21 protein-coding genes and 1 pseudogene are annotated in these 23705 nt (G+C 63.0%); 10 read left to right on the forward strand and 12 right to left on the reverse strand.

Translation table 11 applies throughout. The annotated features are described in order from the left end of the window. Positions 1 to 25: 25 nt before the first annotated feature. Complete coding sequence (locus tag NKJ88_RS21170; RefSeq protein ID WP_023684003.1) at positions 26 to 457, forward strand: GlcG/HbpS family heme-binding protein; 432 nt, start codon at positions 26 to 28, stop codon at positions 455 to 457. A 245-nt stretch (positions 458 to 702) separates the two neighbouring features. Here NKJ88_RS21170 and NKJ88_RS21175 read toward each other — a convergent pair whose 3' ends face one another. The 4 genes from NKJ88_RS21175 to NKJ88_RS21190 form a co-directional block, all read right to left on the reverse strand. Continuing rightward, the gene (locus NKJ88_RS21175) at positions 703 to 1104 is read right to left on the reverse strand and encodes a hypothetical protein (RefSeq protein ID WP_023670154.1); all 402 of its coding nucleotides are present in this window, start codon (positions 1102 to 1104) and stop codon (positions 703 to 705) included. 193 nt (positions 1105 to 1297) lie between these two features. Continuing rightward, positions 1298 to 2245 carry an agmatinase gene (locus tag NKJ88_RS21180; protein ID WP_023733045.1) on the reverse strand — a complete coding sequence of 316 codons (948 nt, stop codon included), beginning with the start codon at positions 2243 to 2245 and terminating at the stop codon, positions 1298 to 1300. A gap of 196 nt (positions 2246 to 2441) precedes the next feature. Next, on the reverse strand, positions 2442 to 2624 hold the full coding sequence (gene rpmF, locus NKJ88_RS21185) for a 50S ribosomal protein L32 (protein WP_008834724.1): 183 nt from the start codon (positions 2622 to 2624) through the stop codon (positions 2442 to 2444). A 153-nt stretch (positions 2625 to 2777) separates the two neighbouring features. After that, the gene (locus tag NKJ88_RS21190; RefSeq protein WP_050587122.1) at positions 2778 to 3485 is read right to left on the reverse strand and encodes a biosynthetic peptidoglycan transglycosylase; all 708 of its coding nucleotides are present in this window, start codon (positions 3483 to 3485) and stop codon (positions 2778 to 2780) included. Positions 3486 to 3617: 132 nt separating this feature from the next. On the opposite strand from NKJ88_RS21190, the gene NKJ88_RS21195 reads away from it, so the two are divergent. Beyond that, positions 3618 to 4535 (forward strand): polyprenyl synthetase family protein, encoded by a 918-nt coding sequence (locus tag NKJ88_RS21195; RefSeq protein ID WP_352445288.1) that lies wholly within the window; start codon positions 3618 to 3620, stop codon positions 4533 to 4535. 96 nt (positions 4536 to 4631) lie between these two features. On the opposite strand, the gene NKJ88_RS21200 is transcribed toward NKJ88_RS21195, so the two are convergent. Both NKJ88_RS21200 and NKJ88_RS21205 read right to left on the reverse strand, forming a co-directional pair. Further along, complete coding sequence (locus NKJ88_RS21200) at positions 4632 to 5633, reverse strand: NADP-dependent oxidoreductase (RefSeq protein ID WP_352445290.1); 1002 nt, start codon at positions 5631 to 5633, stop codon at positions 4632 to 4634. Between the two features lie 68 nt (positions 5634 to 5701). After that, complete coding sequence (locus NKJ88_RS21205; protein ID WP_352445292.1) at positions 5702 to 6517, reverse strand: oxidoreductase; 816 nt, start codon at positions 6515 to 6517, stop codon at positions 5702 to 5704. Between the two features lie 102 nt (positions 6518 to 6619). Between NKJ88_RS21205 and NKJ88_RS21210 the strand changes: the two genes are divergently transcribed. After that, positions 6620 to 7204, forward strand: coding sequence for a TetR/AcrR family transcriptional regulator (locus NKJ88_RS21210; protein ID WP_023825010.1), 585 nt, complete (start codon positions 6620 to 6622; stop codon positions 7202 to 7204). Between the two features lie 313 nt (positions 7205 to 7517). Here the strand turns inward: NKJ88_RS21210 and NKJ88_RS21215 are convergent, their stop codons facing one another. Continuing rightward, on the reverse strand, positions 7518 to 8411 hold the full coding sequence (locus NKJ88_RS21215) for a LysR family transcriptional regulator (protein ID WP_023825011.1): 894 nt from the start codon (positions 8409 to 8411) through the stop codon (positions 7518 to 7520). A gap of 154 nt (positions 8412 to 8565) precedes the next feature. On the opposite strand from NKJ88_RS21215, the gene NKJ88_RS21220 reads away from it, so the two are divergent. From NKJ88_RS21220 to NKJ88_RS21235, 4 genes are all read left to right on the forward strand, one after another. Further along, positions 8566 to 9399 (forward strand): SDR family oxidoreductase, encoded by an 834-nt coding sequence (locus tag NKJ88_RS21220; RefSeq protein ID WP_352445294.1) that lies wholly within the window; start codon positions 8566 to 8568, stop codon positions 9397 to 9399. 239 nt (positions 9400 to 9638) lie between these two features. Next, the gene (locus NKJ88_RS21225) at positions 9639 to 10130 is read left to right on the forward strand and encodes a (2Fe-2S)-binding protein (protein ID WP_023730815.1); all 492 of its coding nucleotides are present in this window, start codon (positions 9639 to 9641) and stop codon (positions 10128 to 10130) included. Beyond that, positions 10127 to 11119 carry an FAD binding domain-containing protein gene (locus NKJ88_RS21230; RefSeq protein WP_023825013.1) on the forward strand — a complete coding sequence of 331 codons (993 nt, stop codon included), beginning with the start codon at positions 10127 to 10129 and terminating at the stop codon, positions 11117 to 11119. The genes NKJ88_RS21225 and NKJ88_RS21230 overlap by 4 nt, the downstream gene beginning before the upstream one ends. Continuing rightward, positions 11116 to 13497, forward strand: coding sequence for a xanthine dehydrogenase family protein molybdopterin-binding subunit (locus NKJ88_RS21235; protein ID WP_352445296.1), 2382 nt, complete (start codon positions 11116 to 11118; stop codon positions 13495 to 13497). The genes NKJ88_RS21230 and NKJ88_RS21235 overlap by 4 nt, the downstream gene beginning before the upstream one ends. Before the next feature lie 164 nt (positions 13498 to 13661). On the opposite strand, the gene NKJ88_RS21240 is transcribed toward NKJ88_RS21235, so the two are convergent. From NKJ88_RS21240 to NKJ88_RS21255, 4 genes and pseudogenes are all read right to left on the reverse strand, one after another. Continuing rightward, positions 13662 to 14762, reverse strand: a complete 1101-nt coding sequence (locus NKJ88_RS21240) for an ABC transporter ATP-binding protein (RefSeq protein WP_245260133.1) — start codon at positions 14760 to 14762, stop codon at positions 13662 to 13664. Positions 14763 to 14776: 14 nt separating this feature from the next. Beyond that, a pseudogene (locus NKJ88_RS21245) lies at positions 14777 to 16962 on the reverse strand (ABC transporter permease). A gap of 109 nt (positions 16963 to 17071) precedes the next feature. After that, the gene (locus tag NKJ88_RS21250; protein WP_023711637.1) at positions 17072 to 18097 is read right to left on the reverse strand and encodes an ABC transporter substrate-binding protein; all 1026 of its coding nucleotides are present in this window, start codon (positions 18095 to 18097) and stop codon (positions 17072 to 17074) included. A gap of 61 nt (positions 18098 to 18158) precedes the next feature. Continuing rightward, a complete protein-coding gene (locus tag NKJ88_RS21255) occupies positions 18159 to 18992 on the reverse strand; it encodes an inositol monophosphatase family protein (RefSeq protein ID WP_031198040.1) in 834 nt (277 codons plus the stop codon). A 218-nt stretch (positions 18993 to 19210) separates the two neighbouring features. On the opposite strand from NKJ88_RS21255, the gene NKJ88_RS21260 reads away from it, so the two are divergent. From NKJ88_RS21260 to NKJ88_RS21270, 3 genes are all read left to right on the forward strand, one after another. Continuing rightward, positions 19211 to 20230: a LacI family DNA-binding transcriptional regulator gene (locus NKJ88_RS21260; RefSeq protein ID WP_352445299.1), complete on the forward strand. Its 1020-nt coding sequence runs from the start codon at positions 19211 to 19213 to the stop codon at positions 20228 to 20230. A gap of 37 nt (positions 20231 to 20267) precedes the next feature. After that, positions 20268 to 20453, forward strand: a complete 186-nt coding sequence (locus NKJ88_RS21265) for a hypothetical protein (protein WP_023684018.1) — start codon at positions 20268 to 20270, stop codon at positions 20451 to 20453. An 85-nt stretch (positions 20454 to 20538) separates the two neighbouring features. After that, the gene (locus tag NKJ88_RS21270; RefSeq protein WP_352445301.1) at positions 20539 to 22881 is read left to right on the forward strand and encodes a response regulator; all 2343 of its coding nucleotides are present in this window, start codon (positions 20539 to 20541) and stop codon (positions 22879 to 22881) included. Here NKJ88_RS21270 and NKJ88_RS21275 read toward each other — a convergent pair whose 3' ends face one another. Continuing rightward, on the reverse strand, positions 22882 to 23634 hold the full coding sequence (locus NKJ88_RS21275; protein WP_023742774.1) for a Stf0 family sulfotransferase: 753 nt from the start codon (positions 23632 to 23634) through the stop codon (positions 22882 to 22884). Positions 23635 to 23705: the final 71 nt, after the last annotated feature.

The following is a 23705-nucleotide window of genomic DNA, read 5'->3' on the forward strand; positions in this document are numbered from 1 at the left end:
GACGCGTTTTGATCAGGAGACAGCCATGACCGCACTGACCCTCGAAAAAGCCAAGCACATCATCGACGCCGCCTTCGCCAAGGGCGCCGAGCTGAAGCTCAAGCCGCTCGGCGTTTCCGTGCTGGACGCCGGCGCGCATCTCGTCGCCTTCCAGCGTCAGGACGGAGCCTCGTTCCTGCGCCCGCAAATGTCGGCCGGCAAGGCCTATGGCGCGCTCGCCATCGGGATGGGCTCGCGCCGTGTCGAGGCTTTCGCCAAGGAGCGGCCGCATCTCGTCGCCGGCATTTCCGACGTCTCGGGTGGACGCGTGTTGCCAGTCGTCGGCGGCGTGCTGATCCGCGACAAGGCAGGCGCCGCCATCGGCGCCGTCGGAATTTCGGGCGATACGTCGGACAATGACGAGGCCGCCGCCATCGCTGGCATCGAAGCCGCCGGCTTCACCGCCGATCCGGGCTGAGGGGGAGCTTCGTCATCCCAGGGCGAAGCAGGAGCGAAGCTCCGTCGCGAAGACCCCGGGATCCATGCCGCGACCTTTGCCGCAAGTGTAAGCGGAGCAGAATTCTGAACCGTTGCAACGCCTTAGCTTCACGGAATGGATCCCAAGGTCTGCGCCGCGTCGCTTCGCTCCTTGCTTCGCCCCAGGAGGACCAGAAAGAGCAGCCACGCCAATCGCGAACGGATGCGACCATCCAACGAAGGCGGCTAGTTCAAATTTATGTCTCTACTCGCCGACCGCATCGACACCGAAAACCCGGCCAGCACATCGAACAGGGCGATCACCATCAGCGTGAAGAAGACGGAGTGCGCCGCGCCCTTCACCAGCAGGAACTCGACCAGGAACGCCACGAAGACCAGCGTCGACAACAGATGGTCCATGATCGAGGCGTTCGTGGTGCGCACCGACTTCACCATTTCGAGGAACAGGAAGATCAGCCCGATCACCACCATCAGGTCGCCGAGCGTCATCGAGAACACCCCGCCCGACATCATGCTGAACGAGAAGATCTCGGTCGCCCACGGATCGTCGCCGCTGCCGAATATTCCGAGGAGTCCGAGATTGTAGGCCACGAAGGGCACGATCAGCAGCGGGATGGCACCGAACATCAGGCGTCTCCTCTAGCAATTCCAGGAAAGCGGTTTCCCAAGGAATTGCCTAAACAATGGGGGCACCTTCTGTAGAATGCCCCGCAGGCACGCCGTCAAGATTTTTCGCTAGCGCCCGCAAACACGGAAAAAGACCGCGCGAAACAACCCTGTCAGCCACAGTTGCCCCGGCTGACCACCGACACGCCGGGATTCAGCGCTTGAACTGGCCTGTCCGCACGGCGGCGCCGATAGCGTTGAGGATGAAAAGGCCGGCGGTCATCGAGGTGATCTCGTTGACGTCGCGCGCCGGCGCGATCTCGACGATGTCGATGCCGACGACACGTCCCTTGGCGAACAGCCCCTTGATCAGTTCGATCGTCTGCCGGTAGCTGATGCCGCCAGGCGCCGGGCCTTCGACCGCCGGCATGACAGCGGGATCGAGACCGTCGGCATCGATGGTCAGGTAATAGCGGCCACGGTCCGGGATGCGCTTGAGCAGCGCCGCCGTACCGATATCCTGCCATTCATTGGCGGTGACGATGTTGGAGCCGTAGGCGCGGGCCGCCTCGACCTCCTCGAGCCGGGCGCTGCCCTGGCCGCGGATGCCGAGCTGGAAAATCCCGGCTATATGCGCCATCTCCGAAGCGCGGCGGATGGGGCTGGAATAGCCTTCCCTGACCCCGTTGACATTGTCGCGCCAGTCGAGATGGGCATCGATCTGAACCAGGGTGATCGGCCCTTCGCCGTCAAGCGCCCGCAGGATCGGGATCGGAATGCCGTGATCGCCGCCAATGGTGATCGGCAAGGCGCCGGCGACGCGGATCTTTCGGATCGCCGCTTCGGCCAACCTGTAGTGGCCGCCGGCGGCATCGCCGGGGACATCGCCGACATCGACCACCTTGACGTCCTGCCCGTCAAACAGGGTTCCGCCAATGTCGAAATCATAGCGGTCGAGCCCGAGGCTGATGCGCTGCGAGGCGCGCCGCACCGCCGTCGGCGCGTTGGTCTGGTCGTTGACCAACTCGTCGATCGTGTAGGGACTGCCGTAAGGCATGCCGATGATGGCGACATCCGCCTTCAGCGCATCGAGGTCCTCGACCAGCGGGAAGTTCATGAAGGTCTGGAAGATATCGCGCGGTGCTGTGGTGAGCTTGGTCATGCGGTCCCTCTGAAGCCGGCCGATCATCGCGCGGAAGCGCCGCGACAAGGCATCACTCAATACAGCACCGCCGCCGCAGCTTGTATCGCCACGGACGCCCGGTCTTTGGCATAGTTGGCGGCGCGACGCGCACCAAACGCAAAAAAACCGGCCAATGGCCGGTTCTTTTGGCATTCAAACCCTTCGAAAGCTGGTCTCAGCTTTCCTTGGGCGTCAGCACCTGGCGACCGCGATACATGCCGGTCTTCAGGTCGATATGGTGCGGGCGGCGCATTTCGCCGGAATTCTTGTCCTCGACATAGGTCGGGGCCTTGAGAGCGTCGGCCGAGCGGCGCATGCCGCGCTTGGACGGAGAGGTTTTTCGTTTCGGAACGGCCATGGATATGCTCCACTACATGGTCAAAATGCCCCGATAGCCCTCGTGAAAGGGCCGCGTCAGGGCCATAATCTGAGAAAGTCGGGTGCCTATACACGCCCTGCGCCGTTTTGGCCAGCACCGTGGCGATTTTTTTTGAACTGGCAGCGGTTCTACCTAATCAAGACAACCGACATACGCGCCCGAACGGCCGGCGCGGCGTTCGATCAGCGACGCCAGCCGCCGCAGACCCGGACCGGGCTTGGCCGGATTGCGGGCGATCGGATTGGGCAGCGAGACGGCCAGCAATGCCGCCTGCCGCCGCGACAGCTGTTTGGCCGAAACGCCGAAATGGTGCTGCGCCGCCGCCTCGATGCCGTAAATGCCCGGCCCCCATTCGGCGATGTTGAGGTAGATCTCCATGATCCGCCGTTTCGACATCACCGCGTCGAAATAGACGGCCAGCGGCAGTTCGACCACCTTGCGCACCGAGCCCAGCGGCCGCGACCACAGGAAAAGGTTCTTCACCGTCTGCATGGTGATGGTCGAGGCGCCGCGCGTCGCCTCGCCGGCCAGCGCATCGTCGACGACGCCGCGCAATTCGCCGAGATCGATGCCGCGATGGAAGCAGAATTGCCCGTCCTCCGACATGATCACCGAATTGGCCAGCACCGGGGACACATCGTCGATCGACACCCAGCGCCGGTCGTAACCGGAGAAGGTCGCGAGGTCTTTGACCATCAAGGTCGATATCGGATGCACGAAGGACGGCAGATAGAGGAAGGTCAGCACAATGGGTATCGCCGCCAGCACGACGGCGACGACCAGGCCGCGCCGTGCCAGGCGCTTCAGACCGGCGCGGTTCACGCGCCTTGGTCGCGCCATCTCAAACCCTTCGGTTTCATGATCGACGATCGGTTCCGTCAAGCCGCCCCCACCCGCGCCACTCTCCCGCCTCCGGCATAATGGCGCGAGGCTTCTTGCGCAACGTCTGAGTGTCGGCTACCGCTCCCGGCCATGACGAAAGACGAGCAATTGGCCTTTGAGGCCGCACTTCTGGGGCGGGCGGCGGCGATCGAGGCCGGGCTCAGGCTGCTGCTCGACGGCCGCACGCTTGCCGGCGAGATCGCCCGACCGGAGCGTCTGATGGCGGCCATGCGCCATGGCGTGCTGAACGGCGGCAAGCGGCTGCGCCCCTTCCTGGTCATGGAAAGTGCCGCCCTTTTTGGCGCCGATGGCGAGGCGGCGATGCGCGTGGCGGCGGCGCTCGAATGCGTGCATTGCTATTCGCTGATCCATGACGATCTGCCTGCCATGGACGACGACGATCTGCGCCGCGGCCAGCCGACCGTGCACAAGGCCTTCGATGAAGCTACCGCCATACTTGCCGGCGATGCGCTTCTGACGCTTGCCTTCGATGTCCTCGCCGATGAGGCGACGGCGCTGCCGGCGGAGCGCAGGGCGGCGCTGGTGCTGGCGCTGGCGCGCGCGGCTGGCACCGGGGGCATGGTTGGCGGGCAGACGCTCGACCTCGAAGCCGAGCGCAACAGGCCGGACGAAGCCGGCATTATCCGGCTGCAGGCGATGAAAACCGGCGCGCTGATCCGCTTCGCCTGCGAAGCCGGCGCGATCATTGCCGGCGCCGCACCGCAGAACCGCGACCGGCTGGCCGAATTCGGCTCGGCGGTCGGGCTTGCCTTCCAGCTCGCCGACGACCTGCTCGACCTGACCGCCGATGCCAGCCAGATGGGCAAGGCGACCGGCAAGGACGCAGCCGCCGGCAAGGCGACGCTGGTGGCGCTGCATGGCGCGAACTGGGCGCGCAGCCAGCTCCATGGGCTGGTCAAGCAGGCCCATGAATTGCTTGAGCCATACGGTGAACAGGCATCCTTGCTGAAGGCAGCGGCAAGCTTCGTGGCAATCCGCAACAACTGAGGTTTGGGCAATCGGATGCCGAACCGTTTTCGGAATTTGTCGGCCTTGCGCTGCCTTGCTTGGTGTCTCTCAAATGCCCCAAAGCAACTGGGCGCGCTATCTGACCTTGACGACGACCTTGCCCTTGGCGCGTCCTGTTTCGACGTAAGCCAGCGCCTCATTGGTCGCTTCAAAAGGAAAGACCCTGTCGACGACCGGGCGAATCGCCCCATCTTCGATGAGGGACGTGATTTTGCTCAGCTGCTCACCTTGCGCCGACATGAACAGGAACGAAAATCCCACGCCCCGGCGCTTGGCTTTGGTCCTGATACCACGGCTCAGCAGCCGCAGCAGCAGCCTTAGCACCACGTTCAGTCTCTGTTTCCTGGCAAATTCGGGATCCGGAGGACCGGAAATCGAGATGAGCTTCCCACCCGGTTTCAGCACAGTCAGGGATTTCTCAAGCGTCTTGGCGTCCTGGCTGTTCAGGACGACGTCGTAGCCCGACAGGATTTTCTCGAAGTCGTCCTTCCTGTAGTCGACGACGACATCGGCGCCGAGATCCCTGACCAGATCGTTGCTTGCCGCGCCCGCTGTTGTCGCAACGATCGCGCCGAGGTGCTTTGCCAACTGGATGGCGAATGTCCCCACGCCGCCGGAGCCAGCCTGGATGAAGATCTTCTGGCCTGTCTTCAGACCCGCCCTCTCGATGAGAGCCTGCCAGGCGGTCAGACCGATCAGCGGGATCGAGGCCGCCTCTTCCATGCTGAGGTTCGCCGGCTTCAGCGCCACGTCGGCTTCATCGATTGCGATGAATTCGGCGAATGTCCCGATCCGGCCGTCGCGCGGCCGCGCATAGACGGCGTCGCCGGGTTTGAATTTGCGGACTTTCGAGCCCACCCTGACAACCCTCCCGGCAACGTCGTGACCGAGGATGAAGGGCCGGCGATAGGGAAGGACGAGTTTGAATTCGCCGGTCCTGATTTTGGAATCCAGCAGGTTCACCCCGGCGGCATGGACCTCGACCAGGACGTCATTGTCCAGCAGCTCCGGCTCCGGCATCTCGGCCAGCCGCAAAATGCCTTTCTTGCTATATTTGTCGACAACGAATGCCTTCATGGCAGTGACTTTCTGAGAGTGTCTGTTGGCCTGCTGTCTGTGCGTGAAATTCTCCGTCCCACCGTTGTTCAGACCGGCAGGCGGAACTGCTTGCGCAAGGTCTTGTCGAACATCCCCGCGGGGGCGAAGCGGCGCAGCAGGCTGACCTGGCGCGCTGCCTTCCCTGCGGTATAGCGCCGTCGCGGACGGGCGTCGGTCGCTGCCTTGACGACCACATCCGCCACCACTTCCGGCCGATCGGCTTTGGGCATCACATCGGCAAGCAGCGCCTTGAGCCCGGCGCGCGCTTGATCGTACTCCTTCAACAGGGAATCCGGCTCGATGCCGTTCTGGTCGAAGACGGTGCGCACGAATGCCGGCTCGATGACCGAGACGCGAATGTTGAAGGCGCGAACCTCATGATCGAGCGATTCCGAATAGCCCTCCAGCGCGTGCTTGACCGCCGAGTAGTGCGCTGAGTATGGCGCGGGCACCAATCCCAGAATCGAGCCGATGTTGACGATGCGCCCTTGGCCGCGGCGCCGCATCGACGGCAACACCGCATTGGTCATGCGCATGACGCCGAACAGATTGACGTCGAACAGAGCCTGCACCTGTGCGACCGAAGATTCCTCGGCGCCGCCAAGCAGGCCGACACCGGCATTGTTCACTAGCAGATCGATACGACCGGTCTGGGCCAGCACGGTTGCAACGAGGGCGCTGACGGACTCCCCGTCGGTCACGTCGCAGGTCAGCATGGACACCTTAGCCGGGCCGTTGCCGGCCTTGCTGCGGCTTGTCCCGAAGACGGTATACCCCACCCGCGCCAAGGCCTCGGCACTGGCGCGGCCGATGCCCGAAGAGGCTCCGGTCACGACTGCGGTTCTTTTTGAAAGGGTACTCATTTGATACTCCACAGACATGAGGGCTAGCTTTTTGCCGTTGATTGAATTATGATCGTAATATCACATTACACCCATAATGCAATAGCAGAAAGGAAGAGCGCCATGCGCTACGAAAAGGGCCGAAAGGACGCCTCCCGCGATCGCATCGTCGAGGTCGCAGCCCAGCGTTTTCGCGGTGACGGCATCGCCGCGTCCGGACTGGCAGCCATCATGGGCGACGCCGGGCTGACGAACGGAGCCTTCTATCCGCATTTCCAATCCAAGGCGGAGCTTGTGCGTGAAAGCCTGGTAGCGGCGCTAGAGAGCCAGGTGCAGCAACTGCAAGAGGTATTGGCCGCCGGTGGTCCGGAGATGGGGATAGCGGCGTATCTGTCAGCCGGGCACCGGGACAATCCGGGAACGGGCTGCGCCAACGCCGCGCTGCTCCCGGAACTCGCGCGTCAGCCGCTCGAAACGCGCCAAGTCTACACCGAACGCTTGCTGGTTTTGGTGCGCCAGTTGTCTGCAGCGCTTCCGCAGGCCAGGGATCCGGAAGGCGTTGCCATGGGCGTCTTTGCGACCCTCATCGGCGCGCTTCAACTGGCCCGCGCGGTGGCAGGGACCGAATTGTCGGATCGCTTCCTTGCGGCAGGAGCAGATGCCGCGCGCAGGCTGATCCAGACATCTGAGGGTGAGAAGGCATCCTAATTTAGAGATAGAGCAGAAGCAGCAAAGAGCCCGACATCCTCATCATGGCGGGCCGCATTACAAGAAGGATCCGCTTTGCCTAAAAGTTGTCAGCCACTGCCAGCACGAGGCCATCTCAACCTGCATCAGGGAATGACCGCATTAGGGGCCGGAAGCGACTGGCAGCTTCAAGGCTCGGAATCGGACGGCCACCGCGACGCAGTCGTAAGGGATAAGTTGCGACGGAGGAATCGATTGGAGGCCCGAAAATTGTGCTGATGAGGGAGGGATAACTCACTTTGCCAAGTTAGAGCGGCGTGTTTTCGCCCTTCCGTCACGCCTTGAGACGGAGTGCCTCCACAAGAAGAGCGAACGCTGCAGTGTGCTGGCGTCGGCTGGGATAATAGAGGTGATAGCCCGGGAAGGGTTGGCACCAGTCTTCCAGCACCCGGATCAGGCGTCCGTCTGCGACGAACGGAGCGACCTGGCTTTCAAATGTGTATGCTAGTCCGAGCCCGTCGAGGGCCGCAGCCTCCAGCATTTCCCCGTCATTGATAATGAGTGGGCCATTCATCCTGACTTCAAGTTCCTCACCGCGTTTTTCGAACTCCCAGGCAAAGAGCCCGCCGCCGGTCTTCTGACGGTAGCTGATGCCTTTGTGTTCCCCAAGTTCGCGCGGTGTCTTTGGAACCGTTCGGGTTGCAAAATACGACGGTGATCCAACTACCGCCATACGCAGGTCCGGGCCGATCCTTACTGCCACCATGTCCTTCTGGACCTGCTCGCCGATCCGGATACCGGCGTCGAATTTGTTTGCAACGATGTCAACCAGACCTTCGTCCAGGCTCAATTCTACTTCGATATCCGGATACTTCAGAAGGAGTCTGGCGATGACGGGCCACAGTACTGATTTGGCAGCATACCGGAATGTCGTCAGGCGAATGAGGCCAGTGGGCTTGTCGCGCAGGGCGGCGACGGCGGCGATCTCGCTTTCGATGTGATCGAAGGCCGGTCGCAGGCTTCGCAGCAAGCGCTCTCCAGCTACCGTCACGGACAGGCTGCGGGTGGTGCGTGAGATCAGCCGGACTCCCATGCGCTGTTCCAGCGTTCTGACAGCGTAGCTGAGCGCCGACTGCGATAGACCAAGCTTTGCTGCGGCGCGCGTGAAGCTGCCCGCCTCTGCTACGGCGATGAAGACTGCCAACTCGCTGAAATCTCCGCGCCTCATTTATCAATCCCATTTCTAACTTCATGCAGATTATAGAGGCTAATCGTATCGAGTCCTATTCCCTATTTCACTTGGCAGACAACGAAACGCTGAGACGGACGTGCCAAGCCAACGCGGCATAAACTGAAAGATACCGACCAGGAAGGATACGACTATGAGTAGAGTATGGATGATCACCGGCGCAGGGCGAGGTATGGGCCTCGACTTTGCCAAAGCGGTCCTGGCCAACGGCGATAAGGTCGTTGCGACCGGTCGTAACCCAGATCGGGTCGCCGAGGCGATCGGCCAACGGGACAATCTTTTGGTCGCGACGTTGGACGTGACCAAGCCGGCCGACGCCGATGCTGCGGTGAAGGCAACCCTCGACCGCTTTGGTCGCCTGGACGTGCTCGTCAACAATGCCGCGGGCTTCTATGCCGGCTATTTCGAGGACCTGACTCCGGCCCATATCGAACTTCAGCTCGCGTCCACCCTGACCGGCGCCATGAATGTCACGCGCGCAGTCCTGCCGGTCATGCGCGCGCAGGGTTCTGGCAAGGTCATTGCCATCTCATCGACGGCCGGCCTGGTCGGCTTTGAGTTCTGTTCTGCATACGCCGCGGCAAAGTTCGGCGTTGATGGCTGGATCGAGTCACTGCAAGCCGAGGTGGCGCCGTTCGGCATTGAAACGATGATCGTGAACCCCGGGTTTTTCCGCACGGAGCTGCTGACGGACGAATCCACACAATATGCTCCGTCATTCGTCAGCGATTACAGCGAACGTCGCGCCCAGCAGATAACGGGTTGGAAAGCCGCGAACGGCCAGCAAGTCGGCGACCCCGCGAAACTCGCGCAGGCGTTGATCACTCTGGTCGACAAGCCGGAGTTGCCCCGTCGGTTCATCGCCGGCGCCGATGCTCTTGCAATGGTCAGGCAGAAACTCGCTCTGCTGCAGCAGCAGGTCGATGCCCATGAGGAGCTATCCGGGTCGCTGGCCTTCGACAGCTGAACGTCGCATTCAGCACTGCCGTCGTCGCAGGTCTATTTATGAGCGCCGTCGATAGACTCATGCGAATTTTGAGGGCTAATTCGGATGTCGCGTCCGTGCTCTCCTGAGGGTTGACCCTTAGGCAACCGGCCAATGACAGGCCTTTGAATAGACGTCCCTTTCCGACCGATGCCGTAGGCTTCGTCGGTCCGATCGATTTCGCGAGAAGTCCCAATCCCGCCCGCCACCGAGGAGACGACATGCCAGAGCCCCGACAGCTAGCCTTGGACATCAACAGCCGGCGCCACCAGTTTAATCTTGATGTACGCGTGACTCTGCTGGACGCACTACGCGAGCATGCCAACCTGCCCGGCACGAAAAAAGGCTGTGATCATGGGCAGTGCGGCGCCTGTACCGTCCACGTCGACGGCGAGCGGGTATTGAGCTGCCTGACGCTGGCGGCCCAGGTCGAAGGCCGTCAGGTCACGACGATCGAGGGCCTCCAGGCTGCCGACGGCGTGATGCACGCAGTCCAGACCGCGTTCATCGAGCACGATGCATTCCAGTGCGGCTATTGCACCCCCGGTCAGATCATGTCGGCCGTTGCATGCATTCGTGAGGGCCACGCCGATACGGACGAGGACATCCGCGAATACATGAGCGGCAACATCTGCCGGTGCGGCGCTTACCCCCATATCGTCGCCGCGGTGCGCGATGCCGCCAGCCGCCTGAAGAAGGAGGCAGCACTATGAGACCTTTCGAGTATCTCCGCGCCAAAGATGCCGCGAGGGCGCTTGCCGAGGCTACCAAGCCAGAGACAAGATTTCTCGCCGGTGGGACCACGCTTCTTGACCTCATGAAGCTGAATGTCGAGCGTCCTGCGCGGGTGGTCGACATCACGCGCCTTCCCGGCCTGGACACGATCGAGGTATCGGCGGATGCCATTCGCATCGGTGCGCTCGCCAAGATGAGCAAGGTCGCCGACCACGCCGATATCAAGCAGGCTGCGCCGGTGCTTTCCGAAAGCCTGTGGCGCGCTGCCTCGGCACAGCTGCGCAACATGGCGTCCATCGGTGGAAACTTGATGCAGCGAACCCGTTGCACTTACTTCCGCGACCCGGGCGCTTATTCGAACTGCAACAAGCGCAATCCAGGTTCCGGATGCGCTGCCCTTGGCGGCGTCAACCGCAACCACGCGGTGCTCGGCACGAGTGACGCGTGCATAGCAATCTACCCCGGAGATTTTGCGGTTTCCCTGGTGGCATTCGACGCCACGGTCATCATCCGGGGAGCTTCCGAACGCAAAATTCCCGCCGACGAATTCTTCCTGCTCCCTGGCGATACCGCACACCTTGAGCATAATCTGTCGCCCGGAGAGATGATCGTCGGGATCGAGATCCCGCGTTCGGCAGCCCTGGAACGCTCGCATTATCTCAAGGTCCGGGATCGCGCGTCGTACGAGTTCGCCGCGGCCAGCGCCGCTGTCGGAATCGAATTGGAAGCCGATGGCAAGACAATTCGCGAAGTACGCATTGCGGTCGGCGGCCTCGCCACCAAACCCTGGCGCCTGCGCGCCGTCGAAAATTTGCTCAAGGGAAAGACGCTCGACGAGGCGACGCTTCGAAGCGCCTCGTCAGCCGCCGGCGACGGCGCGAAGTCGAGCGGACACAACGCATTCAAGATTGAACTGGCACCGAAGGTCGTGGCCCGCGCCCTGATGACGGTAGGAGGTATCGCATGACACATGGTAACGCGTTCGAACTCAACCGCCGCACCGTCTTGAAGCTCGGCGCCGGCGTAGCCGCTGTCGCTCGCGCCGCTGTCGATCTCTCGTCAAAAGCCGTTGCGGCTGAGACCGTCCCCGCCAAGGCGCCAGCTCTCGGTGCCAGGCTTTCCCGCGCCGAAGGCCCGTTGAAAGTAGCCGGGCAGGCTCGCTATGCGATCGAGCAGAAGCTGGAGAACCTGGCCTATGGCGTTACCGTCCAATCGACGCGGCCGGCAGGGCGTATCGTCAGTATCGATACGTCGGCCGCCAAGGCTCTACCGGGTGTCCTGGATGTCTACACCGCGCAGAATTCCCTGAAGCTCAACAAGCCGACCGTCTACAGCAAGGGCGGCGGAGCGACCGAGGAATTTACCCCAATTCAAGACGATGTGGTCCGTTTCAACGGCATGCATATCGCGCTCGTGGTCGCAGAAACCTTTGAGCAGGCAACGGAAGCGGCAAGTCTTCTCAAGATCGAATATGAGGACGGCGACCCTATTCTCGACATCAACGATCCCAAGGCAAAAGTGCAGCCCATCGATGAGATGGGTGCCGCGTGGGGCGATGCGGCGACAGCGTTGGCCAATGCCGAGGTCAAGGTAGACGTAACTTACACGACGTCACGCGAATACAATGTGCCGATGGAGCCGCATGCGTGCATCGCTTCCTGGGAGAACGGGAAAATCACCGTCTGGGAGCCCAGCCAGTGGGTTGGCGGGGCACGGAGCGTCGTGTCGGAATGGCTCGGCATCGGCATCGAGAATGTGCGGGTGATCTCGCCTTATGTCGGCGGTGGGTTCGGGTCCAAGATCGGGGCACATCCGCATGTGGGGCTGGCTTGCGCGGCCTCGCGGAAACTGGGCAGGCCGATCAAGGTTTCTCTCACGCGGCCGCAGACCTTTACCGGCCTTGGCGGCCGACCGGCGACACGGCAGACACTCTCAATCGGAGCCTCGAAGGACGGAAAGATAAGCTCGATCGTCCATGAGAGCTGGAACGAGACGGCGATTGACGAAGTCCATATCGAGGCTTGCAACAATGTGACGAAGATCATGTATGCGACGCCGAACTTTTCTTCGCGTCTCAACGTCGTCCCGGTCAATACGGTCCAGCCCGGCTGGAAACGGGGCCCCGGCGAAAACCCCAGTGCCTATGCTGTGGAAAGCGCGATCGACGAGCTGGCGTACGCGCTCAGCATGGATCCGGTCACGCTGCGCCTTGCCAACTGGGCGGAGACGGATCCCAGCAATGGGATGAAGTGGAGCACTCGACAGTTAGGCGAAGCCTATGCCGTGGGCGCGGAAGCCTTCGGCTGGTGGAACCGGAACCCGGCCCCTCGCTCGATGCGCGAAGGCCGCGAGTTGATCGGTTATGGAATGGCCGCCGGGTCATACCCCATGATCCGTACCGCGAGCGAAGCCAAGATCGTACTCCATGCCAGTGGACAGATCGAAGTCCTCAGCGCGGGCACCGACATGGGAACGGGGACCTATACCATTCTCGCCCAGACAGCGGCTGACGCATTGGGCGTTCCTGTTGAGACAGTCGCGGTGCGGCTGGGCGATACCCTCCTCCCCAGATCGGCGCTCGCAGGCGGTTCCCAGCAGGCCAACAACCTGACGGGAGCGGTGGACAAGGCGGCCAGGAATGCACGGGACGCCTTGCTGGCGCTTGCCGCATCCGATCCGAAGTCGCCGCTGGCAGCCTCGAAGGCGACTGACCTCACGTTCGAAAACGGCTCGGTGCAACCGACCCGACGGCCGAACGGCGGTATCGGCATCGCGGAACTCTTGAAGGCAGTGGGCAAAGACAAACTGGAAATCGAGGGTAACACCTTTGCTCCCGGCGCCACCGAGGAGATGAAGAACGGAGCTGACCGCAGTTTTGCACAGTTGAAGGGCGCTGTGGAAGGAGGCGTCTCGGCCCATAGCTGGTGTGCGCATTTCGTGGAAGTTCGGATCGATGAGGATTTTGGCACGATCCGCGTCAAGCGCATGGTCTCGGCATTCGATAGCGGCAGGATCTTCAATCCGAAGCTTGCGGAAAGCCAGTGGATCGGCGGTATGGTCATGGGTCTCGGGCAGGCTCTCCTGGAAGAAGGTTACGTCGACCAGCGAGACGGGCGCACCATCAACGCGAATTTTGCCGACTACGCCGTCCCGGTTAACGCCGATGTGCCCGACATCCAGGTGATTTCGGTTGGAATTCCGGACATGCAGGCAACCGCTCTTGGCGGCAAAGGCGTCGGCGAGATCGGTGTCGTAGGGGTCGCACCTGCGATCGGTAATGCCGTCTTCCACGCGACCGGCAAACGCATTCGAAGCCTTCCGATCACGCTGGAAAAGCTCGTTTGAGTTCGGTCGATGCGCCCTTGGTGATCCACAGGCTCGCAACAGGCGAGCATGCAAACAGAACGATCTAAACCCAATGCAAACTGGAACGCTAATCCCTGGTCGCCGCCTGTTGTGACGCGTCACCAAGCAACGCCAGACAGTGTGCAACGGTTTTCCCGGCGCGTTCAATCGTCTTTGATCAGCACGATCTTCGCCGGATCGAAATCGATCCCGACCATCGTCCCTTCCGCCACGGCGGGTGTGACATCAGGCGATGTCGCGAACAGTTCGACCGCCGGATTGCTGATCGCGATCCGGTATTCCATGTGGTCGCCGAGATACGAGCTCTTGACCACCCGGCCCTTCATGGTGCCCGCTGGCTGGCCGGGCAAGATGCGCACGGCATTCGGGCGCACAGCGAGCATCGCCGGCCCCGGAGCGTTACCGCGACCCGGCATGTCGAGCAGCAAGGGTCCGACCTTGACCCTTGCACTGGTCGCATTGCTGGAAAGCACCTCGACGTCGAGCAGATTGGCGTCGCCCATAAAGTCGGCGATGAAACGGTTGGTCGGCTCGTTGTAGAGGTCGCGCGGCGTGCCGTCCTGGGCGACGCGAGCGGCGTTCATGACGATGATGCGGTCGGAGACGGCGAGCGCCTCTTCCTGGTCATGCGTGACATAGACCATGGTCAGCGCCAGATCTTGCTGCAGGCCGCGGATTTCGTCGCGCACCCGCCGGCGCAGCTTGGCGTCGAGATTGGACAGCGGCTCGTCGAACAGCAGCACCTTCGGCTCCAGTACGATGGCGCGCGCCACCGCGACGCGCTGCTGCTGGCCGCCGGACAATTCGCTCGGCTGGCGCTTCTCGTAGCCGGACAGGCCGACAAGCGACAGCTTTTCGGCGGCGCGCTCGGCTGCCTGCGCCTTGCCAAGCCCCATCGCCCGCAGGCCGTAGCTAACATTCTCCATCACGTTCATATGCGGAAACAGCGCATAGGACTGGAACACCATGGAGACATCGCGCTCGGCGGCGGACAGCAAGGTGACGTCCTTGTCGTCGATCAGGATGCGCCCGGTGCTGGTCTGTTCCAGCCCGGCGATCAGCCTGAGCGTCGTGGTCTTGCCGCAACCCGAGGGCCCGAGCAGCGTCACCAGGCTGGCCGGCGCGATGTCGAAGCTGACGTTGTCGACGGCGGTCACCGCGCCATATTTCTTGGTGACGCCCTCGAACCGCACCGCTGGCCTGTCCGTCGCAACCGGGGCAGCAGTCTTCGCCGTCTGATCCACGCCGCTTCTCCCCATCAGATTGCTGCCACAACGGCTTCCGGACCAGGCCGGCGCCGGCCGAGCCGGCGTTCGCCGACCAGCAGCTGGATGCCGATCAGGATGACCATCATGACGACGATCATCACCGCCGAATAGACAATCGCGATGCCGTATTCGCCGACATCTGCGCGCCCGACAATGTAGACCGTGGCAAGGTTGAACCGGCCGCTCGCCAGGAAGATGACGGCGCTGACCGCCGTCACCGCGCGCACGAAACTGTAGATCATCGCGGTCACGATCGCCGGCTTCAGGATCGGCAGGATCACCCGCCGCAAGGTAGCAAAAGACCGCGCCCCAAGCGTCAGCGATGCCTCGTCCAGGCTCTTGTCGATCTGGCCCAGATTGGCGAGCCCGGCACGGATCGCCACTGGCATGTTACGGAAGATGAAGGAGATGACGATGATCAACCCGGTACCGGTCAACTGCACCGGCGGCACGTTGAAGGCAAGGATATAGCTGACGCCGATCACCGTGCCGGGAATGGCGAAACTCATCATGGCCAGGAACTCGAACATGGTACGCCCGGCGAAACGCTGCCGGTCGAGCAGATAGGCCGTCAGGATGCCGAGCGCCGCGGTGAACGGCATCGCCACCAGCGCAAGGCCGATGGTCATCAGCAGCGACGGCCAGGCCGAGCCGCTGAAAAACCAGCCATTGACGCCTTTCTCGATCGAAAAGGCGGTGAGGAAATATTGGAGCGTCGGCGTGTTGTCGCGCCCGATCGATTGCACGAAACCGCCGCCCAGGATGATGCCGTAGACCACGATGGTCAGAACCAGCCACGGAACGACGGCGGCGTAGCAGCCGATCCGCAAGGCCTTGGGCAGCGTCGCCGGTACGCCGCCATCGCCCTTGCCTGCGACGGTGACGTAGCTGCGGCTGCCGATCCAGCGGCGCTGGATGACGAAGGCTGCCAGCGTGAACATCAACAGCACGATCGCCAGCACCGCCGCGCGGCCCTGGTCGTGCGCCGCGCCAACCACCGCGAAGAATATATCGGTCGACAGCACGTTGAAATTGCCTCCCAGCACCAGCGGATTGGCGAAATCGGCCATGCTCTCGATGAACGAGATCAGGAAGGCGCTGGCCAGGCCCGGCCGGATCAACGGCCAGGTGACGGTGCGAAACGTCCGCCAGCGGCTGGCGCGCAAGGTCTGCGACGCCTCCTCCATGCTCGGGCTGACCCCTTGCAGCACGCCGACCAAAACCAGGAAGGCGATCGGCGTGAAGGCCAGCACCTGCGCGATGGTGATGCCGGCCATGCCATAGATCCAGCGGCTGCGCGGAATGCCGAGATGCACCGACATGAGGTTGGTGACGATGCCGGCGCGGCCGAACAGCAGGATCAGCGCCAGGCCGATGACGAAGGGCGGCGTGATGATCGGCAGGATGGACAGGCCGCGCAGCAACCATTTGGCCGGCAGCTTGGTGCGTAGCGCGATCAGCGCCAGCGCTAGGCCGAGCGCCGTGCAGAAAAAGCCGACGAGGACTGCGATCGCCACCGTGTTCCACGCCACGCCGCAGGAGCCCTCGCCATAGAGGCAGCGCAGGCTCCATATGTTGGCGCTAAAGATCTTATCGAAGAACAGTCCGGCACGACATTGCCGTCATTGTCCTTGATGGCCGAGGTGAGGATCGACAGCAGCGGATAGGCGACGAACAGGATCAGCGAAGCAATCACGATTGAGAGCGAGCCGACGACGAAACGGTCGCCCTTGCACCATCCCCGCGCAGCGAGCGCCTCGGCGATGAACATCAGCATCGCCACGGCATAGAGCGCCGCGCCCCAGCCAAGCCCCGGCTGCATCGGTCCCGGCGTGCCGGCGATCCGGGTAAGCAAGCCAAATCCCCAGCCCGAATGGATGATGGAAAAGCCTTCGATGGCCAGCCACAGCAGGCCCGCCGCGCCTGCAACCGCCAGGCTCTTGGGGTTGTTGCGCGCCACCAGCCAGCTCGCCAGCAGAAGCGGCAGGATAAGCGGCAACAGCCAGGGCCGGCCACCGAGCGCCAGCATGATGGCCGGCGTCGCATCCGCCGGCTGTGCCAGCCAGTCGAACGAAAGGAAGCCGCCTTCGACCTTGTACCAAGGCAAGAGCACGAAGCTCGCCCACGCGGCCATTACCCAGGGGAGCGCGCTGCGTCCAGGAGCGGAACTGACCATGGAACCGGCCGCGGCCATTCAATGTCTTTCTGTTGCCAAAGGACGGTGCGCCAGCTGCCGCGAAGGGCAGCCGGCGATCAGATGCTAGAGTGAGCGCGAAAGAACGCGCTCAGCCGCCATTGCGGACCTCGTCGGTGAACTTCTTCAACAGCCGCTTGCGTTCGGCCGACGAGCCGTATTTGGCGAAGTCGTAGTCGATCAGCTTGATCTTCGAGAGGTCCGGCGCCTCGGGCGGCACCGGCGTGGCGGTGTTCGACGGGATCTGGAAGCTGCCGTTCGGCGCCGCGAGCTTCTGCGCGTCCGGGCTCAGCGCCCAGTCGTAGAATTTCTGCGCCTCTTCGGCATGCTTGGCGCCCGTCACGATGCTCATCGACCCGATCTCGAAGCCGGTGCCTTCGCAAGGCGACACCACCTTCACGGCAGGGTTCTGTTTCGCGGCATTGATCACGTCGTGCTGGAAGGAGATGCCGATCAGCGTCTCGCCCTTGCCGACGGCGAGCGCCGGCGCAGCCCCTGCCTTGGTGTATTCGGCGATGTTCTTGTTGAGCTGCTTGAGATAGTCGAATGCCTTGTCCTCGCCCATCAGCTGGACGATGGTGGCAAGCATGGTCCAGGCCGTGCCCGATGAATTCGGGTCGGCCATCTCGATCTCGCCCTGGAATTCCGGCTTGACCAGATCGGCCCAGCACGCCGGCGCGGTCAGCCCGCGCTGCTTCAGATCTTCCTCATTGTAGCCATAGCCGAGCGCACCGAGATAAATGCCGACCGTGCGGTTCTTCGACCTGTCGGCCTGCTTCAGCGCCCAGTCGCGCAAGTTTGCCAGTTGCGGCGACTTGTATTCCTGGGTGAGGCCCTCTTCCGCCGCCTGCAGATGCGGGTCGCCGGTGCCGCCCCACCAGATATCGGCTTGCGGATTGTCCTTCTCGGCCCGGAGGCGGGCGTAGATTTCGCCGGCGCTCATGCGGGTCATGTCGACGCTGACGCCCGTCTCCTTCTGGTAGGTGGTCGCCATCGCCCGGCACCAGGCCTCGTCGACGGCGCAATACATTGTGAGGCTGCGGTCGGCCGCCTGGGCGGCACCCGCCAATCCGAACATGGCCAGCGCCGCGCCAAGGCCAAGCCAGGCGGCGCGCAAGCCTTGCTTACTGTCAAATGTCTTCATCGATATTCCTCCCTGTCTTCTCACTGGAAACGATCTACCCGTCGTCGAGCGGCACTCCGATCACCTGGGACAATGTCGCCGCGACACCGGGTGCTGCCGCAAGCACGGGATTGCCCTTCGCCATGCCGTCGCCGTCGAGGAACCGGTTCACCCGGCCGCCGGCCTCCTCCACCAGCAGCAATCCGGCCAGGCAGTCCCACGAATTGATGTGCAGCTCGGCATAGGCATCCGAGCGGCCGTCGGCCACATAGGCCAGCCCAAGCGCTCCGGAGCCGGAGCGGCGTACATTGGCGCCGAGCGCCCACACCAGGCTCACCTTGTCGAGATACTCACGGTTCGGAATCCTCGGCGACCAGCCGAACTCCACAAAGGCACGGTCGAACGCTTGCGTCGGCGAAACATGGATCGGCGCGCCATTGCGTGTCGCGCCTTGCCCGCGACGGGCAAAATACGTTTCGCCGATGGCCGGATTGGCAATGCCGCCGATCTCGCTGCGGCCGTCCTCGACGAAAGCTATCGAAATGCAGAAATGCGGAATACCGCGCATGAAATTGGCGGTGCCGTCGATGGGGTCGACGACCCACATGCGGGCAGAGCCGATGCCACCGCCTTCCTCGCCCAAAAACCCGTCCTGCGGAAAAGCGTCTGCCAGCGTCGCGCGGATGTGCTCCTCGACCTTACCGTCGGTTTCAGTGAGAAAATCCTGCGGGCCTTTCATCGCCACCGGCTGGACGGCGCCCTGCCGGGCATAGCCTTCCATCGCCAGTTGCCCGGCCGTGACAAGCAGTTTCCGGCAGACCTCGGCACGCCTGTCCATCTCGGCCTCGGACAGCCGGTCCGCCTTCGGATGCGCCGCCGCCCTGCTCATGCAGCCGGTCCGGACAGTCGCGCCCTCAATGCCGTCTTCGGCGAAATGGACAGGGTATTCCTCCGATGCCACTCTTGAGCCGGCTTGTATTGCACGGCTGTGCAAAGCTGTTGCATTCCGCCATGCCTGTCAAGTGCGGTGGGTCGCAATGGCAGAAGAGTTGCATTACATTGCACGGGCGTGCAAAGAATCACGAAAACAGCAGCGAGAGCGTTCGCTTGACGGTTCCGAGAATCCGCACCGGTTTTTCCAGCGCCCAGCAGGTTGCCGACCTCGCCGGGGTTTCGCGCTCGGCCGTGTCACGTACCTTCACGCCCGGCGCTTCCGTTTCCGGGGAAACCCGCGAGCGGGTGATGCTGGCGGCCGAGCAACTCGGCTATCACGTCAACCATCTGGCTCGCGGCCTGATGCGGGCTTCGACCGGCATCGTCTGCCTCATCGTTGCCGACGGCGACACGCCCTATCATGCCCGCCTGCAGAAGGCGCTGACCCAACATCTGCGGGACGCCGGCAAAATGGCCATGGTGTTCAACACCTCCGGCCCCAGCCACCATGTCGACCAGGCGCTGCGCAACACGCTGAACTATCGCGCCGATGCGAGCATCGTTCTGTCCGGCTCGCCGCCGCAGTTGCTGATCCGCACCTGTCTTGAGAACGGCCAGCGGCTGGTGCTGATCAATCGCGATGACCGCTTCGACGGCCCGCACAATATCGGTGTCGACAACGCTGCAGCCGCAGAGGCAGCGCTGCATGCCTTCATCCGGGCCGGCTGTACCCGCCCCGCTTTGGTGACCTCGGCTGCCGGCACGCCCAGCCTGCGCTCCCGCGAAACCGCCTTCCTTACCGCCGCGCAGAAGGAAGGGCTGGAGGTGACCGTGTGGCGCGAGGGCCGCACCGGCTATGCCACCGGAGCCGATGGCGCCAGGCGACTCTTTTCCGGCCGGCAGCGGCCGGATGCGGCGTTCTGCGTGACCGACCTGATTGCGTGCGGCTTTCTCGATGCGGCCCGCCACGAGTTCGGCATCAACGTACCCCGCGATCTCTGCGTCATCGGCTTTGACGACATTGAACAGGCCGACTGGGCCTCTTACCGGCTGACGACGTTCTCGCCGCCGATCGAGGAGATCGCCAGGCGCGCCGTGCGGCTCGCGACCGGCGCGCGGGAGGAGGCTGGCAGCCGCCTGATCTGCCATGCGCCCATGGTCTGGCGCAGCACGGTGAGGCCGGGCCAGGGCTGATGCGAAACATGTGTCGGTCAAGACGGGAAACGTACTGATGTCCAAGAAAAAGGCCAGGAAGACCCGCCAGGCGGCAAGACCGGTGGAGATAGCTGTAGGCCCCGAAATCCGGAGCATGATGCGCAAGTTCGGCCTGACCGAGGAAGAAGCACTGCGCATGATGCGCGAATGCGATGCCACCCTCTATGGCGCCAACTCCGGGCACGTGCAGCCAGGATCTTGACGGCCCGCCAGGCGCGAACGGAATTTTAATGTAAATCAAGCGTAATCCCGACCGTTAAAATGATGCGTATGTGTTGGGGTTGCGCATGCCGGAATATTCTTTCTTCATCCGCTCGATCCGGATCCGCTACATCTCGGGATTGCTCATCTTTGCGCTGGCTTCCACCGCGGTGATGTTTGCGCTCAATCGCGTCAATTCCTTCCGCCACGACATCGACGCGCTGAGCAGCAATCTCGTCGTCTTCACCCGCGACCTGCGCAACGCCTCCAGCTTTGCCGAAACCGCCAGCACGACCTGGCACACCGAAACCCGTGACGGCCTTGCCGCCGCAGCGCGCGGCCATTCGCAACGCCTGACCAGCGAGATCGAAACACTGTCCGCGGAGTTGGCCGCGATCAAGCCGAGCCTGTCGGCCAAAACGCTGGACGAACTCTCGTCGGCCGCCGTCAACGGCGACCTGTTCTGGTCGTCGCGCGACATCGTGCGCAACTTCAACCTGATGTCGGCGGCGCAACAGACCGACGAATGGAGTTCGCGCGAAATCCTCAACCAGAACGACCTGTTCGTCCAGCCGATGCTGGTGCGTGTGCGTACCGCCATGGATGGCGAACGCCATCTGGCCGACGCCTCCAGCGACAGGCTGCTGTTGTGGGCAAGCGGCCTTCTGTTCGCGGTTCTTGCCATCGTTGCCCTCTGGATCTTCCGGCCGATGGAAAATGCGATCCGCCGCGCCTTCACCGAATCCGCCGCATCCTTGTTCAAGGCCGAAGCGGCCGACCGCGCCAAATCGGAATTCCTGGCCAATATGAGCCATGAGATCCGCACGCCGATGAATGGCGTGCTGGGCATGGCCGAACTGCTCGCCAAGACCGAGCTTAACGCGCGCCAGAAAACCTTCACCGAAGTCATCGTCAAGTCCGGCAATGCGCTGCTCACCATCATCAACGACATCCTCGATTTCTCCAAGATCAATGCCGGTCAGCTGACGCTCGATCCTGCACCCTTCCGGCTTGCCGAAGCGGTCGAGGACGTGGCCACACTGGTGTCGGCGCGCGTCGCCGAAAAGAACCTCGAGCTGATCGTGCGTGTCGACCCGCGCCTGCCTGCCCATGTCGTCGGCGATGCCGGACGGTTCCGTCAGATCGTCACCAATCTGCTCGGCAATGCGGTGAAGTTCACCGAGAAGGGCCATGTGCTGATCGATGTCGGCGGCGAGGTGGTCGACGGCATGGTCCAGCTCAAGGTCCGCGTCGAGGACACAGGCATCGGCATTCCTGCCGAGAAGCTCGAGAACGTGTTCGAGAAATTCGCGCAGGTCGACGGCTCGTCGACGCGCCGCCATGAAGGCACCGGCCTCGGCCTTGCCATCGCCGCCCGCCTCATCGACCTGATGGGCGGCAAGATCGGCGTCGAAAGCGAGATCGGCCGCGGCTCGGTGTTCTGGTTCGCCGTGCCGCTGCCGGCGCATCAGCAGGACACGCGCAACGAGGTCGTGCCGGTCGATGTCACCGGCGCCCGCGTGCTGGTCATCGACGACAACCCGGTCAACCGCGAGATCTTGCTGGAACAGCTCAGAAGCTGGAGCTTCGACTGCGCGGCCGCCGAAAGCGGCGCCGTCGGCCTCGCCTTTCTAGACCGGGCCAGCCAGCTCGGTGCTGCGGTCGACTGCATCATCCTCGACTACCAGATGCCCGGCATGAACGGCGCCGATGTCGCCAAGGCGATTTCCGCCGACAGCCGTCTCTCCGCCATCCCGGTGGTGCTGCTGACCTCCGTCGACCAGGTCGATTTCGGCAAGATGGTCATCGATTTCGGCATCGCCGCGCATCTCACCAAGCCGGCGCGCTCGGCCATCCTGCTCGGCACCGTCATCTCGGCCATCCAGAAAGCGCGGGCCCAGATCGGCAAGGCCCAGTTCGTTCGCGAGCCTGTTGTTCCGCAGGCGGCACCCGTGACGCTACCCGCCTTCACCGTCATTCGCGGCCCGGCAATTCCGGCGGCCACAGTGCCTGAATCGATCGCCACGCCAAACGGCCCGATCGATATTCTGATCGCCGAGGACAATGACGTGAACCAGCTGGTGTTCGGCCAAATCCTCAATGGGCTTGGCCTCAGCTACCGCATCGCCAGCAATGGCCGCACGGCCGTTGAGATGTACCGGGCGCTGCGGCCGAAGCTGATCCTCATGGACGTCTCCATGCCGGAGATGAACGGCTACGAGGCGACCCGCGCCATCCGGGCGGCGGAGGCAGCGAGTGGCAATCACACACCAATCATCGGCGTCACCGCTCACGCACTGAAGGGCGACCGCGACAAATGTATCGAGTCCGGAATGGACGACTATCTGCCCAAGCCGGTGTCGCCCGACCGCCTCGGCAGTAAGATCGGCACATGGCTCAGCGAAACGGTGGCGGTAAAGAGGGCTTGATCAAATCGCCGCGTCCAGACGATAGCGGTGCATCCAGTCGAGACTGGTCTCGTCGGAGAGCTTGGCGACGCCCGGCTTTACGTCGGCGGCATTCGGCGCCGGAACGCCCAGGGCCTTGCAGATGGATGACAATGCCGCTGCCGGATCGGCTGACAGGCGCTCATAGCCGATGCGCAGCGGGACGATCCCCTGCTCCGCGGACCAGACATTCCAGCCCGCGTCATAGGCTTCGAGTTCGGCAAGCTCGCGCTGGATCCGCTTGAAATCGTAGCGGGGTTCCTGCGGCGGTGCGACCCGCTCGATCTCGGTTCCGTCGGGCGCGATGTGCCAAAGCCCAGTCTGCTCGGCCTTGATCAGCGACACCGCCTGCGCCAGCTTGTTTTCGCGCGAAAGATGGATGTAGAGGATCCGGCCGAAGGCCTTTTCAAAGCGTGCTTTGTCCGATGGCAGGTCTGGGTAGATCCGGTCGAGGATGGCCGAGAGTTCACCCAGGTTTTCCCGCATCAGGCGCAAGCCGAAGACGCCTGTTCCGCCCCTTCCCGCGCTGATTGCCGCACCGAGATAGGCGACGTCGAAATCATGCGCGCTCATCGTCTCGGGATGCGGCAATTTCCACTCTTCGGCCCATTCCGCTTTGTCCTGCCGCCGGTAGAATGAGTGCGGATCGCCGGCTGTTTTCGTCGAGGCCAGAAGGCCGCACAGCAAGGTGCTTCCGGTTCTCGGCGTGCCGCAGATTATGTAGCCGTCAAGCATCTGGGACTCTGTCGCTTGTCATGGATTGGGCTAACCCCGCCAGGGCGCGGTGACACGCGCGCTTCGCGAAA

It is taken from the genome of Mesorhizobium sp. M0016 (genome assembly GCF_040324035.1).
Lineage (GTDB): Bacteria > Pseudomonadota > Alphaproteobacteria > Rhizobiales > Rhizobiaceae > Mesorhizobium.

Coding starts and splice junctions, on each gene's coding strand:
- NKJ88_RS21170 (WP_023684003.1), top strand. CDS start 26: ATGACCGCACTGACCCTCGAAAAAGCCAAGCACATCATCGACGCCGCC.
- NKJ88_RS21175 (WP_023670154.1), bottom strand. CDS start 1,104: ATGTTCGGTGCCATCCCGCTGCTGATCGTGCCCTTCGTGGCCTACAAT.
- NKJ88_RS21180 (WP_023733045.1), bottom strand. CDS start 2,245: ATGACCAAGCTCACCACAGCACCGCGCGATATCTTCCAGACCTTCATG.
- rpmF (WP_008834724.1), bottom strand. CDS start 2,624: ATGGCCGTTCCGAAACGAAAAACCTCTCCGTCCAAGCGCGGCATGCGC.
- NKJ88_RS21190 (WP_050587122.1), bottom strand. CDS start 3,485: ATGGCGCGACCAAGGCGCGTGAACCGCGCCGGTCTGAAGCGCCTGGCA.
- NKJ88_RS21195 (WP_352445288.1), top strand. CDS start 3,618: ATGACGAAAGACGAGCAATTGGCCTTTGAGGCCGCACTTCTGGGGCGG.
- NKJ88_RS21200 (WP_352445290.1), bottom strand. CDS start 5,633: ATGAAGGCATTCGTTGTCGACAAATATAGCAAGAAAGGCATTTTGCGG.
- NKJ88_RS21205 (WP_352445292.1), bottom strand. CDS start 6,517: ATGAGTACCCTTTCAAAAAGAACCGCAGTCGTGACCGGAGCCTCTTCG.
- NKJ88_RS21210 (WP_023825010.1), top strand. CDS start 6,620: ATGCGCTACGAAAAGGGCCGAAAGGACGCCTCCCGCGATCGCATCGTC.
- NKJ88_RS21215 (WP_023825011.1), bottom strand. CDS start 8,411: ATGAGGCGCGGAGATTTCAGCGAGTTGGCAGTCTTCATCGCCGTAGCA.
- NKJ88_RS21220 (WP_352445294.1), top strand. CDS start 8,566: ATGAGTAGAGTATGGATGATCACCGGCGCAGGGCGAGGTATGGGCCTC.
- NKJ88_RS21225 (WP_023730815.1), top strand. CDS start 9,639: ATGCCAGAGCCCCGACAGCTAGCCTTGGACATCAACAGCCGGCGCCAC.
- NKJ88_RS21230 (WP_023825013.1), top strand. CDS start 10,127: ATGAGACCTTTCGAGTATCTCCGCGCCAAAGATGCCGCGAGGGCGCTT.
- NKJ88_RS21235 (WP_352445296.1), top strand. CDS start 11,116: ATGACACATGGTAACGCGTTCGAACTCAACCGCCGCACCGTCTTGAAG.
- NKJ88_RS21255 (WP_031198040.1), bottom strand. CDS start 18,992: ATGAGCAGGGCGGCGGCGCATCCGAAGGCGGACCGGCTGTCCGAGGCC.
- NKJ88_RS21265 (WP_023684018.1), top strand. CDS start 20,268: ATGTCCAAGAAAAAGGCCAGGAAGACCCGCCAGGCGGCAAGACCGGTG.
- NKJ88_RS21270 (WP_352445301.1), top strand. CDS start 20,539: ATGCCGGAATATTCTTTCTTCATCCGCTCGATCCGGATCCGCTACATC.
- NKJ88_RS21275 (WP_023742774.1), bottom strand. CDS start 23,634: ATGCTTGACGGCTACATAATCTGCGGCACGCCGAGAACCGGAAGCACC.